Raw genomic sequence first — 15,494 nt, forward strand, 5'->3', positions numbered from 1 at the left:
GATTTCTATTTAATGAAATTTCGTTTCCCCGTTGTTATTATCGACGAAGATTTTCGCTCAGAAAACTCATCTGGTTTAGGCATACGTATGCTCGCCAAAGCTATCGAAACTGAAGGTTTCGAAGTGTTAGGCGTCACCAGTTATGGCGACCTCACCTCTTTTGTGCAGCAACAAAGTCGTGCATCAGCATTTATCCTGTCGATTGATGATAATGAGTTCATTGAAGGAAATTTAGATGCGCTCGATAACTTACGAAAATTCGTAGACGAAATTCGCTACCGCAATGAAGAAATTCCTATTTTCCTGCATGGTGAAACGCGCACCTCACGCCACATTCCAAATGAAATTTTGCGTGAGTTAAACGGCTTCATTCACATGTATGAGGATACGCCTGAATTCGTGGCTCGCTATATTCTGCGTGAGGCTAAAGCTTACTTAGATAGCTTACCTCCACCATTCTTTAAAGCATTAACAGAGTATGCCGCTGATGGCTCTTACTCTTGGCACTGCCCAGGGCATTCTGGCGGCGTAGCATTCTTGAAATCTCCTGTTGGGCAAATGTTCCATCAGTTCTTCGGTGAGAATATGCTACGTGCTGACGTTTGTAATGCAGTAGATGAACTTGGTCAATTGCTTGACCATACAGGCCCTGTTGCCGCTTCTGAACGCAATGCTGCACGCATTTACAACTGTGACCATCTTTACTTTGTGACTAACGGCACTTCAACCTCAAACAAAATGGTGTGGAATTCTACCGTTGCGCCAGGTGACGTTGTGGTTGTAGACCGTAACTGTCATAAATCAATACTACACGCGATTATTATGACAGGCGCAATCCCTGTGTTCTTAATGCCTACACGAAATCACTTCGGCATTATTGGTCCGATTCCGAAAAGTGAGTTTGAATGGGAAAACATTCAAAAGAAAATTGATCGCAATCCATTTATCATTGATAAAAAATCTAAACCACGTGTATTAACCATTACGCAATCAACTTACGACGGCGTACTGTACAACGTGGAAGAAATTAAAGAAATGCTAGATGGCAAAATCGACACATTGCACTTTGATGAAGCTTGGCTACCACATGCTACTTTCCATGATTTTTATGGCGATTACCACGCTATCGGTGAAGGTCGTCCACGTTGCAAAGAAAGTATGGTATTTTCAACGCAGTCCACTCATAAATTACTCGCAGGCTTAAGCCAAGCAAGCCAAATTTTGGTGCAAGATGCTGAAAACAATAAACTAGACCGCGACATTTTCAATGAAGCTTATTTGATGCACACGTCAACTAGCCCGCAATACTCAATCGTGGCAAGTATCGATGTGGCAGCCGCCATGATGGAAGCGCCAGGCGGCACAGCATTAGTAGAAGAAAGCTTGATGGAAGCGCTAGATTTTCGCCGCGCAATGCGCAAAGTTGACGAAGAATGGGGTACAGACTGGTGGTTTAAAGTTTGGGGTCCTGATGACTTGTCAGAAGAAGGCTTGGAAGAGCGTGATGCTTGGATGCTTAAAGCCAATGATGCATGGCATGACTTTGGCAATCTCGCACCGGGCTTCAATATGCTTGACCCGATTAAGGCGACTATTATTACGCCAGGCTTGGATATTAAAGGTAATTTCTCAGATAAATTTGGTATCCCTGCCGCCATTGTCACCAAATACCTAGCAGAACATGGTGTGATTGTTGAGAAGACTGGCCTTTATTCATTCTTCATTATGTTTACGATTGGTATTACCAAAGGTCGCTGGAACACTATGGTAGCGTCTTTACAGCAATTTAAAGATGACTATGACAAGAACCAACCGCTTTGGAAAGTATTACCTGAGTTCGTGCAGAAACAACCTCGTTACGAGAAAATTGGTCTACGCGACTTATGTGAACAAATCCATGCAGTTTACAGAGCCAATGACGTAGCGCGCTTGACTACTGAAATGTATCTATCTGACATGGTGCCTGCGATGAAACCAACGGATGCGTTTGCCAAAATGGCACACCGCAAAATGGATCGCGTGCCAATTGACGATTTAGAGGGTCGCATAACTGCGGTGTTGTTAACACCCTATCCTCCGGGCATTCCGCTCCTTATTCCAGGTGAGCGCTTTAACAAGATTATTGTAAATTACCTTAAATTCGCGCGTGAATTTAATGAAAAATTCCCTGGCTTTGAAGCCGACAATCATGGCTTAGTAAAACAAGTGATAGATGGTAAACCGGCTTATTTTGTTGACTGTGTAGAGCAATAAATACAATTAATCATAAATAAATAATTCGAATAAATTAATATAGATAAGTACCAAAGCAAAAGCCCCGAATTCGGGGCTTTTGCTTTGGATAAACCTTGACTCAGCTTAGTTAGTTTAGCAATTATCTCAACACTCACTAAGCCAAGTAAACGGCTACACCTTATTACTTAACGCGCATCCCTAACTGAGCGCCTGCATCGGGACTCAAAATAAATGGGCCACCGTTCTCATCACTTGCCGCCAACACCATACCTTCACTCATGCCGAACTTCATTTTGCGTGGTGCTAAGTTTGCCACCATTACCGTCAGGCGCCCGACCAAAGTTGTAGGGTCGTAAGCAGACTTAATGCCTGCAAACACTTGACGTGGTTTTTCTTCACCGATATCAAGTAATAGTTTAAGTAACTTTTCTGCTCCCTCAACATGTTCAGCATTAACGATTTTAGCGATACGCAAATCCACTTTTGTGAAGTCGTCTATGCTTATATATTCAGCCTCAGGTAAATTAGCTGTTACTGGGACGACCTTACTTACCGTAGGTTCAGTTACTTGTGGTGTGGCTGTTAAGTTTTCTTTATTTGCTTCGGTCATAGCTTCAATCAGTTTCGGGTCTACACGAGTAATCAAGTGTTCATAGGCTTGAATGCTGTGAGTTGCGAGCAATGATGCGTCTACAGATTGCCAAGTGAGCGGCTCTATATTCAGAAAGCGCTCAATCTCATATGCAAGTTTCGGCAATACTGGTTTTAAATATAAGGTTAACAAGCGGAACATCTCAAGTGCATCAGAACACACTTGTTGTAATGCTTCATCTTGCCCTTCTTGTTTAGCTATGACCCATGGTGCTTTGTCCGCGACAAAGCCATTCGCTATATCAGCTAAACGCATAATTTCACGTAAGGCTTTGCCATACTCGCGTGCTTCGTAACTCTCAGCGATAGCCTGTGTAGATGCTTTAATTTCTGTCACCACTGGATTAGAAGCGCTTGGATTTAATTTGCCCTCGAATCGCTTATTAATAAATCCAGCCGTTCGGCTCGCAATATTAATATACTTACCCACCAAGTCGCTGTTAACGCGTGCGACAAAATCATCTAAGCTCAAATCAATATCTTCCATTGTGCTATTAATTTTTGCCGCGTAGTAATAACGTAGGTATTCTGGATTTTTGATATGGTCTAAGTAGCTGCGTGCAGTAATAAAGGTACCGCGTGACTTACTCATCTTTTCGCCATTTACCGTTAAAAATCCGTGAGCGAAAATTTGGGTGGGTTTACGGTGCTCACTAAACTCTAGTGTTGCTGGCCAAAACAACGCATGGAAATATAAAATATCTTTACCAATAAAATGATAAAGCTCAGTTTTACTATCTTTTGACCAATACTCATCAAAATCCAAACCTTTAGTCTGGCAAAGATTTTTAAAACTCGCCATATAACCTATTGGCGCATCTAACCACACATAGAAGTATTTACCTGGCGCATCTGGGATTTCAAAACCAAAATATGGCGCATCGCGGGAGATATCCCAATCATTTAAACCATTTTCAAACCACTCGCCCATCTTGTTCGCAGCTTCACCTTGCAAGGTACCTGAACGTGTCCAATCCTTTAAGAACTGCTCGCACTCTGAAAGTTTGAAAAAGTAATGCTCAGTTTCTTTACGAATAGGTGCCGCGCCTGAAACAGCCGAGTATGCATTAATCAACTCTGTTGGATTGTAGGTAGCGCCACAGACTTCACATGAATCACCATATTGATCCTTCGCATGACATTTTGGGCACTCACCTTTAATAAAGCGGTCGGGCAAGAACATATTTTTTACAGGATCGTAAAACTGCTCTATGATTTTTGTGGCAATTTTTCCGTTAGCCTTTAATTTTCTATATATGCTTTGTGAAAGCTCTTTATTCTCTGGCGCATTGGTTGAATAGTAGTTATCAAACTCAACTAAAAACTCGTTAAAATCTGCGGTATGTTCTTTATGTACGCCATCAATCAAAGCTTCTGGCGTAATGCCCTCTTTCTCAGCACGCAACATAATCGGTGTGCCATGTGTGTCATCGGCACAAACATAATGCACGGTATGCCCTTGCATTTTTTGAAAACGCACCCAAATATCAGTTTGAATATATTCCACCAAATGTCCAAGGTGAATACTGCCATTGGCGTATGGAAGTGCGGAGGTAACGAGAATTTTACGAGGGGTGTTTGCAGTTGCCATGAGATAAATGAATCTATTATGCTAAATCGCTATTCTAGCAAATGACGCGAGCTTCACCCAGCGTTGATTAGCGATTTCAATGAACAAACACGCCTATTATCTACCTAATCAAACAGACATTTAATCAAACTATCAGTTAAAATACCTTATCTATTTACTCAAGTTAATCACTTAACTTTTCAATCAGGAAATTAAGCAATGGCAATTTCAGAATTACTTATCCAAAGCACATTAAAAGTTTGCATAGACCCGAATACTGGCAAAGACTTTATCAGTAGTAAGTCTGCTAAAAATATCCAAATCAATGGTAACGATGTCAGCGTTGATATTGTGCTTGGTTACCCCGCTAAATCTGTGATGAATGATGTGCAAGCATTGGTGAGCAATGCGCTTAAAGGTTTGCCAGACATTGGCAACGTAACCGTCAACATTGGTAGCCGCATCGTTGCGCATAAAGCCCAGCAGGGCGTGACTTTATTGCCGAACGTGAAAAACATTATTGCGGTAGCATCAGGCAAAGGTGGCGTTGGTAAGTCAACTACCTCTGTTAACCTAGCTTTGGCATTAGCTGCAGAAGGCGCGACCGTTGGTTTGTTAGATGCAGATATTTACGGCCCAAGCCAACCGCAAATGTTAGGGATTAGTGGCCGCCCAGAAAGTAAAGATGGCAAAACTATGGATCCGATGGAAGCTCATGGCATACAAGCGATGTCGATTGGATTTTTAATTGATGCTGATACGCCGATGGTTTGGCGCGGCCCAATGGTGACAGGCGCTTTAGAACAGTTATTGCGTGAAACAAAATGGCGCGATTTAGATTATTTAATCGTAGACTTACCACCTGGCACTGGCGATATTCAATTGACGCTCGCACAAAAGATTCCTGTAACTGGCGCAATTATTGTTACCACGCCACAAGACATTGCGCTGTTAGATGCTCGTAAAGGTTTGAAGATGTTTGAAAAAGTCGGCATCCCAATTTTAGGCATTGTCGAAAATATGAGTACGCATATTTGCTCTAATTGTGGTCATGAAGAACATATTTTTGGCGCAGGCGGCGGCGCATTAATGTGCAAAGACTACAACGTAGATTTACTTGGTAGCTTACCTTTAGATATCACGATTCGTGAACAAGCTGATAGTGGACAACCTACAGTTGTTGCCACACCTGATTCTAAAATCGCTAATATTTACAAAGAAATCGCACGTAAAGCTGCAATTAAAATCGCAAATACCAGTTTAGATCACAGCGGGAAATTTCCAAATATTGTGATTCAAAACACATAACGTTTTACATGCGCTTTCAAGGAAAAATTACCGCATGGAAAGATGAGCAAGGTTTTGGCTTTATCTCACCAAATGGCGGTGGCAAGCAAGTTTATTTGCATATAAAAGAGTTTACTGGCTATTGTAAACGACCTAAAGGTGATGAGTTAGTAACATACAAACTCATCACTGATACTAAAGGTAGAGCCGCAGCCAGCGAGGTGCTTTATGTTGGCTCACGTAGGAAAAATCCTCTCAGCTTAGATCAAAGCATAATACCCGTTTACTTAACTTTAGCTTTTTTAAGCATTATTTGTGTTGCCGTTTCTGTGAATCGGTTATCACCAAATGTTTTGCTAATTTATGCAATTACAAGCTTAGTTACATTTATCTTCTATTGGTTAGATAAACGTGCTGCTAAAAACAATTCTCAAAGAACATCCGAAACAACCTTGCAGTCCCTCAGTCTTATTGGAGGCTGGCCTGGCGCCCTGCTAGCGCAAAGAATATTTAGACATAAAACCTCTAAAAAATCCTTTCGAATTACTTTTTGGATTCAGGTATTTTTAAATATTATTGGACTACTTATTATTACATCATCAACAATCAATACGATTATTGGTTTCGCATAAAGTCAGCCACACCGTACAACTGCTCAGCCAATCTTTTCATGAGCAAGTCCTCATAATCCAACTGATGCATCGCCTTAATCATGCAATACATCCACTGGTCACGGGCAGATTCATCCACTGGGAATGGCATGTGGCGGGCGCGAAGCATCGGGTGACCATAACGCTCGATATAAAGCTGGGGGCCGCCGGTCCATCCAGTCAAAAACATAAAAAGTTTCTCGCGCGCTGAGGTTAAGTCAGCCGGATGCATTGCTCGAAGCGGTGCAGCTTTAGGGTCGCTTTCCATAATGTCGTAAAAGGTTTCTACTAAAAGACGGATATTTTCAGTGCCGCTCGCCTCTCCGCCTAGCAGTTCAAAGAACGTACTTTTATTACTACCTGCTTCTTCAATTTTATCTAGCATTTGAGTTCGACCGATTTATACAACTTTAGGTTTAACTAAACTAGCAGCCAATTTTGCACGACCTCTAGCCTCATCAGTATCTTTACCTGTGGCGAGCGCCACACCCATACGTCTTTTAACAAAGGATTCTGGCTTGCCGAATAGGCGAATATCGCTATTCGGTACAGCTAAGGCGGCTTCAACACCATCAAACACTAAGTTTGTCGTTTCATGTTGGCCATAAATAACAGCGCTGGCTGCGGCATCACGTAAGCTAACATCTACTGGTAAGCCCAGAATAGCACGCGCATGAAGGTCAAATTCACTAAAGCGTTGGCTCGCCATAGTGACCATGCCAGTATCATGCGGACGCGGACTGACTTCGCTGAACCAAACTTTATCGCCTTTGATGAATAGCTCTACCCCAAACAAGCCAAGACCACCTAAGCTATCCGTCACCGCTTTTGCAATACGTTTAGATTCCTCTAACGCGCCTGTCGTCATTGCCTGAGGCTGCCAGCTTTCAACATAGTCGCCCTTTTCTTGCACATGACCAATCGGTTCGCAGAAATACGTTTGAGTTTCACCCGCTGCATTTTTAGCACGTACGGTTAGCAAAGTGATTTCATAATCAAAATCAATCTGCCCTTCAACAATGACCACGCCTTGATTGACGCGACCGCCTGAAGCTGCATAATCCCATGCGGTTTTTACTTCACCAGAATTAGTTATACGTGACTGACCTTTACCAGAAGATGACATCGTAGGTTTAATAAAACATGGATAACCAATGCCTGTGTCAATCGCAGCTTGTAACTCTGCTTCACTTCTAGCGAATGCATATGGAGAGGTAGGTAAGCTCAACTCTTCCGCGGCTAGTCTGCGTATACCTTCACGGTTCATTGTGAGTTGCACAGCTTTGACGGTTGGAATTACTGTCGCAATGCCAGAAGACTCAATATCTGCAAGCGTATTGGTATTCAACGCTTCAATTTCTGGCACAATTAAGTGCGGCTTTTCTTGGGCGATTAAATCACCCAAAGCTTTATCATCAGTCATATCGATAGTGTAAGCGCGATGTGCCACTTGATGACCAGGCGCATTTTTGTAGCGATCTACCGCAATCACTTCTACACCTAATCGTTGCAATGCAATAATCACTTCTTTACCTAATTCACCGCTACCGAGCAACATAACGCGAGTAGCATTAGGGCTTAATGGTGTACCAATTTGCATGATATTTTTCCAGTTTTAATTTGTCCAAATCATACCATGCAGGGGCTTTGCCGTCATTTGAGAATGTGGCGTCAGTGTGAAATCTTATTAGGAGTTAACTGATATATTTTCTGAAGGTTTATCTAAAGAACAACTTTACTATTAAAAATAGTTATTCTTCAGCTTTAATGTTGAATTGATGTTTTTCTAAGCGATAACGCATTGTCATACGCGTAATTCCAAGTTTGCGCGCCGCTCTGGACACATTATTATCAGACTCAGCCATTACTTTTAATAGAACTGCTTTTTCTACTTCATCCAATGTAGCTTGTGAGTTGAGAATTGTATTTTCAACGTGCTGGCTTGCCTCGAGCCGCGCTCTGTTCACAGGAAGTGCTAAATCAACTTCAGTGATATTACCTTGATGAGACAACAACATGGCACGGCTCACTTGATGGCGCAACTCACGTACATTACCAGGCCAATGGTAACTTTTAATCATAGCAATTGCATCGGTAGAGAAAACTGGCGATGCTAAACCATAGCGCCTCGAAGTCTGCGCGGCAAAATTCTTAGCCAACATCAAAACATCAGCAGCTCTTTCACGCAATGGCGGCATGGCAACACTCATGACATTTAAGCGGTAATATAAATCTTGTCTAAAACTACCAGTAAGCGACATTTCATGCAAATCGCGATTGGTGGCGGCAATAAACCTTGCAGGCACGGCACGTTCTTTGGTGGAGCCTATTCTGCGCACCATTCTGCGCTCAAGTACATTGAGCAACTTGGCTTGCAAGGCTAAAGGCAACTCACCAATTTCATCCAAAAAAAGTGTGCCATCTTCTGCCGCCTCTATTAATCCTGGACGCGTTGCTATTGCGCCCGTGAAAGCGCCCTTCTCGTGCCCAAACAGTTCGCTTTCCATTAAGTCTGGCGGCAAGGATGCACAATCAATATGCACAAATGGCTTATCGTTATTTTGACCGTTAATCTGACAAGATAAATGCAACAGGCGCGCAGCAACATCTTTACCAGTCCCCGTTTCACCACTGATTAACACGGTAGGAGGCACGGTATCGGCGGCGACTAGTTGAGCAATACGTTGAATTTGCATTTTCACACTTTGCATTGCTGGGCTATCTCCCAACAACTCGACACCATCAATCGCATGTGCATTGCGTTGGCGGGAGTAATCCAAACTATTACTTTGTATCGCTGAAGCCTCAGCCTTTTGAACAGATAATAATAGCTCTTCTAAATCAATCGGCTTTTTAAGATAGTCGATTGCGCCTTGTTTAATGGCATTGACTGCATCACTAATCTCACCATGCGCAGTCATCACAATCACTGCAACATTTTTAGCGACTAAATCAGTCAGAAAATCTAAACCATTACCGTCAGGCAAACGCATATCAAGTAATACGATATCAGGAGAAAACTGTTTGAAAATAGTGCGCGCATCCTGCAAACTCTCAACATGCGCGCACTCATATCCTGCTTTCTGCAATCGACGCATCACTGCTCTAGCGAACAATACTTCATCTTCAACAATTAAAATTTTAGATTGTTGCTTTAGTAGTGCCGAGGTGTTACTCGGTGCGATATACGCTAATTGCAAAATATTTCCTTAATCTATCAGAAGTTATTTTTTGCCGCCAAACTCATAACGTGCACCAATCCAGCCTGCACGTGGTGCGCCTGGCATTACCATTTTAGATGGTTCGTCGCCACCTGAAAATGCGCCATTTTCAATCCAGTTTTCTCCAAACTGACCACCTGTGGCATATTCTTTATCAAAAATATTAATTGCCTTAGCAAATACTTGCCAGCCAGTTTTACCAAATTTATAGCGTGTATCCAAATTCACGATAGTATAGCCGCCAATTTTTCCGCTATTTTGCACGTGGTCTGGATCACCATCATTCGCACGATGATTGTTATTTTCATTACCACGAACATAAACGTCAGAGAACAGATTGATATTGCTACCAATTGTCCAGTTAGGTGTAGCTTGATATTGCATGCGCAATTTTAGCGCATGCTCAGGCAAGTTTGCTAAGCGATCGCCTTTTTTCACTAAGATTGTATTGCCATCAGAAGTTGAATTTAGCGCATTGGTAAGTTCTAGGCCCGTTTCGTAAGTGGCTTGTAAATAGCTATAGCCTGCCTTCCAACTTAATAAACCTAAATTACCAGAAAGCCCTGCATCTAATCCCATACGGCGGGTCTTACCTACGTTATCGAAATAACCCATACCATTGGTAGCATTAGTTGAGATAAACTGGATATCGTCATGATTAACTGTGTGGTAAACAGAGGCTGACCATTTAGTGTCTGAAATTAAATTACCACGGGCACCTAATTCAAAAGTTTTTGAAACAACTTTTTCCAGTGGAGGGTCACCCGCCATTGCATTTGGCAATTTACATGGCACATTTGGATTTGCACAGCCTAACTCCATCGAAGTTGGTGCACGCATGCCTTCATTATAAGATCCATATACAGATAAATCTTTAGTAGGGGTAAAACTCAAACCTACTGCGGGGTTAAAGCGGCTGAAAGTATGATTACCTGAAAGCGTGACATCTTCAAATACTCCAGGTGAAACTTCTTCAATCGAGCCCTTAGGACTGATTTTGTCGGTATTTTTAACATTAATATGATTGTAGCGACCTGAAAGGGTTAAATGCCACAAGTTATTTAATGACAATGTATCTGTCCCAAACAAGCCCCAACTACGAGTTTTACCAAGTAAGTCTACCTCAGCATCTGTATTTTCAATACCTGTACCATCGACACCACGCGAGCTATTAATAACTCCAAATTCAGAGGATTGATTAAATTTTATGCGTGATTGATCATAGCCCAAGCCTACAATGAATTGATTTTGCTTTTGCATTAAAGGTTGATTGAACGCCAGCTGTGTATTGAAACCGTAGCCTTTTTGGTCTGTTTTGCTCCGATTTAGCGCTCCACTACAAAATTCATCCGCATCGCCACCAGTGTTGGCTAAACAATCAGCATCATTTCCAGCAATATCAACATCCAGCTCATAATCATCATTCACATCGCCATTCAAAGTGTTGCGCTTTGATTTACGATAATAAGTATTTGCAGTTAACTGTACGTCATCATTAAACCAATGACTACCGTTAAGATTGAAAAATGAAAGTGTATTTTTTGTTTGGTCAGGTTTGGTATTGATGGCTTCACGACCGAACTGGTCTATTAACTCTTTTTGCACTAAACCATTACCAATCATGTCGTTATCAGCACCTGTATAACTTAACTCCACACGTGTTGCATCATTTTGCCAGCCTAATTTACCAAATACTTGTTTGACTTCTGTTGGCGAACTGTCGCGCCAGCCATTTTCGTCAAAATAATTACCAGAAATAAAATAATCTACTGAGTTATCAGTAGAAACGCCACCAAATTCAGCTGCTACATTTTTGCGCGCCCATGAACCATAGCTTGCTTCAATGCCGCCACCTTGGTGTGTACGGCCATTTTTTGTTTGTACTGATAACGCCCCGCCTAAAGTGTTTAAACCAAATACTGGATTAGACCCTGGCATCAAGTTCATGCCAGCAATTGCATTCACTGGAATTAAATCCCAATTTACAGCATCTCCAAAAGGCTCATTTACTCGCACACCATCTTGAAATACAGAAAGACCTTGTGGCGTACCCAAAAGTGGAGAAGCCGTGAACCCATGAAACAAAATATCTGGTTGATATGGGTTATTTTGGGTTTCGTTTACGCTCACTCCCAACATGTTATTGTTCATAAAATCAGCAATTGTCTGATTATTTTGTTGTTGCAAATCCTTAGCTTTCACTGTTTGTACGTTAGATGGAATTTTCTCTAAAGGCAAACCCACTCCAGCTAATGGCGTAGTGCCAATCACTTCAATTTTACCCAGTTCAATCACTTCAGCTTTATTTTCCGCCATTGCCATTTGCGGCATGGCATAAGCCCCTAAAATTGCGACCAATATTAATTTTGGTGTCATGTTTTTTTGTTGTAATGAAATTTGCATGCGATCCCCTAAGTTAGATGTATTTCAGCCGTATTGAATAAGCAAAATACATTCCTCAAACTTAATTTTATAAAATAATCAATATAATCAGATAGTAAAGATTAGCCCTGAGGTTAGATAAAAATTGTACACATAAAAACTGGTTGTATACAGCCAATAATTGGTCAATTTGTGGCCAATTATTGGCTGTATACAACCATATTTATTAAATACTGTTGAGTAGCTGTCTTGCTGGAACATTCAAAAATCCACGTAAACCAAGCCAAGCGGCAAGCGGGATAATGAAGGCAGCTATTAGGGTGATGCCTAATGCAAGCGTTGCATTAAACTGAAAAGGAATATTTAATATCTGAGCGTTGATATAGTAAGCCAACAGGTTAGCGGCAACAGTCGCAATCAACGCGGACACCAAGCCAATACAAGCAAACTCTGCAATGTAAGCAATACTCACTTGGCGACGAGATGCGCCGAATACACGCATCAGCGTGGCTTCGGCAATACGTTCTTCTCGGGTGGCGATTAGAGCTGCGTAAAGTACCGCTAAACCCGCAAGCAAGCTAAAAGCGAAGACGTACTCTATGGTACTGCTCATTTTTTGCATAATGCCGCGTACTTGCTGCATAAGTGCGGCAACATCAATCACCGTCAAATTAGGGTAGTTTCGTATCAGTTGATTCATCGCCGCATCTGTACCAATGGGCAAGTGAAAACTGCTAATGTAGTTTGCAGAATAATTATCTAATACGCCGGGCGGTGTAACAGCAAAGAAGTTAGCTCGCATCGTGTCCCAATCTACTTTTCTTAGACTAGTGACAGTAAGTGTAAGTTGATCTCCAGCTACGTCAAAGATTAGCTTATCGCCCAATTGAATACCAAGGGTTTTTGCCAAGTCTTGCTCTATGGATAAATAAGGTTTGCCGTATTCTTCGGGCGTCCACCAGCGACCTGACAACAATTGGTTGTCACTTTGCATTTCGGCAGTCCAAGACAAATTAAACTCACGCTCAGCAAGGCGTTTGGCACGTTCGTCTTGCCATTGTGTTGCGTTAATCTCTTTACCGTTTTTACTAATCAAACGACCACGCACCATAGGAAAAATGCTTCCGCCTTTGATTTCCTGTTTCAGAAAAAACTGCTTAATGCCATCGATTTGGCTGGGCTGAATATTAATAATAAAGCGATTAGGCGCATCAATCGGTAATGATGCCTGCCAGTTGCGAATTAAATCTCCACGTATCAAAGCTAGCAACATCAACACCATCAAGCCCATACTGAAACCTATCATCTGCACCGTAGATAATCCAAATCGGCGCTTAAGCCCTAGCACCCCAAGCTTCATATCGTTCAGCACCTGACTTTTCGGCGACAACATGAACAAACGGTTCGCCAAAGTAACCAACACATAAGAAAAACCAACAATCGCTATGCACAGCAATGCTAAAGCGACCATCGTCGAAGCTGCTAATTTAACATCACGTGCTTGCCAAAAAATCATCGCACACATCACTAATGCTGCAGGTAGAAACTTAGCTTGTGCTGAAATTGGTTGAGCCAGCGTTTCGCGGCGTAAAATATTCATAGCTGTTAAGTTTCGCATTTGCCAAGCATGCGGCAACACCACTGCAAACATCATGGCAATACTAGCTGCTAAACCTATAAACACAGGGGAGCTAGAAGCTGGTGGAAGTGACTCTAAAAACAAGCTACCCGCTAATGTTGCCAAACCAAACTGCGCTATGAACCCAAGTAACACGCCCAACAAAGCACTAAAAAATGCAATTAAAATGGTTTGTATGGCTAACACTTGCAACACCGTACTTTTTGAAGCGCCAAAACAACGCATTAAGGCAAAGGTATCTAAACTTTGTTTGATGTAAGGCAAGCTGGAAAGCAACATGGCGACCATGGCTAAAATCACGCTGACCATAGCGGATAAGCCTAAAAATTGTTGCGCCTTGTCTAAAGCGGATTTAATTTCAGGGCGCGCATTTCGCACATCTTGTATTTTCTCGCCTCGGCTTAATGAAGACTTGTTTTGTGCGTTGTATTGATTGATTTTTTGCGGGCTAGCAGCGAGTAGTAACTGATATTTCACTCGGCTGCCATACTGAATCAACTTGGTGGAAGGCAAATCAGCGGCATTCATCATTAGGCGCGGAGCAAAGCCAAACATGTCTCCACCACGGGATGGCTCGCGTACCAATATTGCACTGATAAGCAACTTGCGCTCACCTACTTCAACATCATCACCCACCTTAATATTCAGTAAGTTTGCAAGTCTGGGTTCGATCCAAACCTCACCCTGCTTAGGAGAGGTTTTAACTACTACGCCTACATCAGTGACATGTTTGCCTAAAGTTAAATCACCCCTCAATGGAAAGGCTTGTTCAACCGCCTTGATTTCCGCGAGTTGACTGCCTTCACCAAACACCACCATGCTAGAAAACTCATAAGTTTTAGCGGTTTCTATGCCTTGTTTTTCTGCGCTAATTAACAACGCATCGGGTATAGCATGATCTGCAATCACAGCAATATCGCCACCTAGCAATAAGCCTCCTTGCTGATTTAAGGCAGTCTCTACGCGTTGCGTAAAGAAGCCAATCGCGGAAATAGCTGTTACTGCTAAAACTAAGGAAAAAACCAGCACCCTCAATGCGCCAGAACGCCACAAGCTGAGCGTTTGTGTCCAAGCCAACCTAATACTTAAACTCATGCTGTAGCCAAATCTGTTTGCTCAGTTAACACACCATTTTCAAGCTTTAGTTGACGCTGGCATCGGTTTGCCAAATGCACATCATGGGTGACTAAAACCAAAGTTGTACCCGCCTCCATATTCATTTTGAATAACAGCTCAATGATGATCTGTCCTGTTGAGTTATCCAAATTCCCGGTAGGCTCATCTGCAAACAAAATGGCTGGTTGAGTGGCAAAGGCACGCGCAATAGCCACGCGCTGTTGCTCGCCACCTGAAAGCTGCTTCGGGTAATGTTGCACGCGCGCGCTCAAACCTACTTTAGCTAAGGCCTCAAGGCTCAGCTCTTTTGCGTTAGCTTGGCCTTTCAATTGCAATGGCAACATGACATTTTCTAAAGCTGTGAGTGATGGTAGCAACTGGAATGACTGGAATATAAACCCCATACTTTTGGCACGTACTGCTGCTCTGCCGTCTTCATCTAAACCACTAAATGGATTGTTTTGAATTTGAACGCTACCACTACTTGGAATGTCCAACCCTGCAAGCAAGCTGAGTAAGGTAGATTTACCAGAACCTGAGCTACCGATAATGGCAATTTGCTCGCCATTAAAAATAGATAAATTTAAATCCCGTAAAACCTGAATATGGTTATCATGACTAACGAATTCATATGTTAAATTTTGTGCTTGGATTATTGTCGCTTGGCTTATTTTTGTTTGCATAGCAGGAGGTTGTTGCATCAATGTTTTTCCACTTATTATTAATTTTAAAAAAGCTAAATT

The 15,494-nt window shown here is 42.2% G+C and carries 10 protein-coding genes; 3 read left to right on the top strand and 7 right to left on the bottom strand.

The annotated features are described in order from the left end of the window. Positions 1 to 12 precede the first annotated feature (12 nt). Complete coding sequence (locus PSV17_RS00795; protein ID WP_300478546.1) at positions 13 to 2,253, top strand: arginine/lysine/ornithine decarboxylase; 2,241 nt, start codon at positions 13 to 15, stop codon at positions 2,251 to 2,253. Between the two features lie 163 nt (positions 2,254 to 2,416). Here the strand turns inward: PSV17_RS00795 and metG are convergent, their stop codons facing one another. Continuing rightward, positions 2,417 to 4,477 carry a methionine--tRNA ligase gene (gene metG / locus PSV17_RS00800; protein WP_300478548.1) on the bottom strand — a complete coding sequence of 687 codons (2,061 nt, stop codon included), beginning with the start codon at positions 4,475 to 4,477 and terminating at the stop codon, positions 2,417 to 2,419. Positions 4,478 to 4,675: 198 nt separating this feature from the next. Here metG and apbC point away from each other — a divergent pair, with 198 nt between their 5' ends. Both apbC and PSV17_RS00810 read left to right on the top strand, forming a co-directional pair. Further along, the gene (gene apbC / locus PSV17_RS00805; protein ID WP_300478550.1) at positions 4,676 to 5,764 is read left to right on the top strand and encodes an iron-sulfur cluster carrier protein ApbC; all 1,089 of its coding nucleotides are present in this window, start codon (positions 4,676 to 4,678) and stop codon (positions 5,762 to 5,764) included. Positions 5,765 to 5,772: 8 nt separating this feature from the next. Then, positions 5,773 to 6,375 (top strand): DUF1294 domain-containing protein, encoded by a 603-nt coding sequence (locus tag PSV17_RS00810; protein WP_300478552.1) that lies wholly within the window; start codon positions 5,773 to 5,775, stop codon positions 6,373 to 6,375. Here PSV17_RS00810 and PSV17_RS00815 read toward each other — a convergent pair. The 6 genes from PSV17_RS00815 to PSV17_RS00840 form a co-directional block, all read right to left on the bottom strand. After that, positions 6,359 to 6,778, bottom strand: coding sequence for a group II truncated hemoglobin (locus tag PSV17_RS00815; RefSeq protein WP_300478554.1), 420 nt, complete (start codon positions 6,776 to 6,778; stop codon positions 6,359 to 6,361). The genes PSV17_RS00810 and PSV17_RS00815 overlap by 17 nt on opposite strands. A gap of 15 nt (positions 6,779 to 6,793) precedes the next feature. Next, positions 6,794 to 7,993, bottom strand: a complete 1,200-nt coding sequence (purT, locus tag PSV17_RS00820) for a formate-dependent phosphoribosylglycinamide formyltransferase (protein ID WP_300478556.1) — start codon at positions 7,991 to 7,993, stop codon at positions 6,794 to 6,796. Between the two features lie 151 nt (positions 7,994 to 8,144). After that, on the bottom strand, positions 8,145 to 9,593 hold the full coding sequence (locus PSV17_RS00825; RefSeq protein ID WP_300478559.1) for a sigma-54 dependent transcriptional regulator: 1,449 nt from the start codon (positions 9,591 to 9,593) through the stop codon (positions 8,145 to 8,147). A gap of 24 nt (positions 9,594 to 9,617) precedes the next feature. After that, the gene (locus PSV17_RS00830; protein ID WP_300478561.1) at positions 9,618 to 12,017 is read right to left on the bottom strand and encodes a TonB-dependent receptor; all 2,400 of its coding nucleotides are present in this window, start codon (positions 12,015 to 12,017) and stop codon (positions 9,618 to 9,620) included. 205 nt (positions 12,018 to 12,222) lie between these two features. Then, entirely contained in the window at positions 12,223 to 14,730 is a 2,508-nt protein-coding gene (locus PSV17_RS00835) for an FtsX-like permease family protein (RefSeq protein ID WP_300478563.1), read from the bottom strand. Then, entirely contained in the window at positions 14,727 to 15,452 is a 726-nt protein-coding gene (locus PSV17_RS00840; protein WP_300478566.1) for an ATP-binding cassette domain-containing protein, read from the bottom strand. Before PSV17_RS00840 ends, PSV17_RS00835 begins: the two co-directional genes overlap by 4 nt. Positions 15,453 to 15,494 lie beyond the last annotated feature (42 nt).

Origin of the sequence: Methylotenera sp. (assembly GCF_029946165.1) — a bacterium.
Lineage (GTDB): Bacteria > Pseudomonadota > Gammaproteobacteria > Burkholderiales > Methylophilaceae > Methylotenera.

What these genes read in the sequence shown, in the direction of transcription:
- metG (WP_300478548.1), bottom strand. Translation starts at nt 4,477, where the DNA reads ATGGCAACTGCAAACACCCCTCGTAAAATTCTCGTTACCTCCGCACTT.
- PSV17_RS00840 (WP_300478566.1), bottom strand. Translation starts at nt 15,452, where the DNA reads ATGCAACAACCTCCTGCTATGCAAACAAAAATAAGCCAAGCGACAATA.
- PSV17_RS00830 (WP_300478561.1), bottom strand. Translation starts at nt 12,017, where the DNA reads ATGCAAATTTCATTACAACAAAAAAACATGACACCAAAATTAATATTG.
- PSV17_RS00810 (WP_300478552.1), top strand. Translation starts at nt 5,773, where the DNA reads ATGCGCTTTCAAGGAAAAATTACCGCATGGAAAGATGAGCAAGGTTTT.
- PSV17_RS00835 (WP_300478563.1), bottom strand. Translation starts at nt 14,730, where the DNA reads ATGAGTTTAAGTATTAGGTTGGCTTGGACACAAACGCTCAGCTTGTGG.
- apbC (WP_300478550.1), top strand. Translation starts at nt 4,676, where the DNA reads ATGGCAATTTCAGAATTACTTATCCAAAGCACATTAAAAGTTTGCATA.
- PSV17_RS00815 (WP_300478554.1), bottom strand. Translation starts at nt 6,778, where the DNA reads ATGCTAGATAAAATTGAAGAAGCAGGTAGTAATAAAAGTACGTTCTTT.
- PSV17_RS00795 (WP_300478546.1), top strand. Translation starts at nt 13, where the DNA reads ATGAAATTTCGTTTCCCCGTTGTTATTATCGACGAAGATTTTCGCTCA.
- purT (WP_300478556.1), bottom strand. Translation starts at nt 7,993, where the DNA reads ATGCAAATTGGTACACCATTAAGCCCTAATGCTACTCGCGTTATGTTG.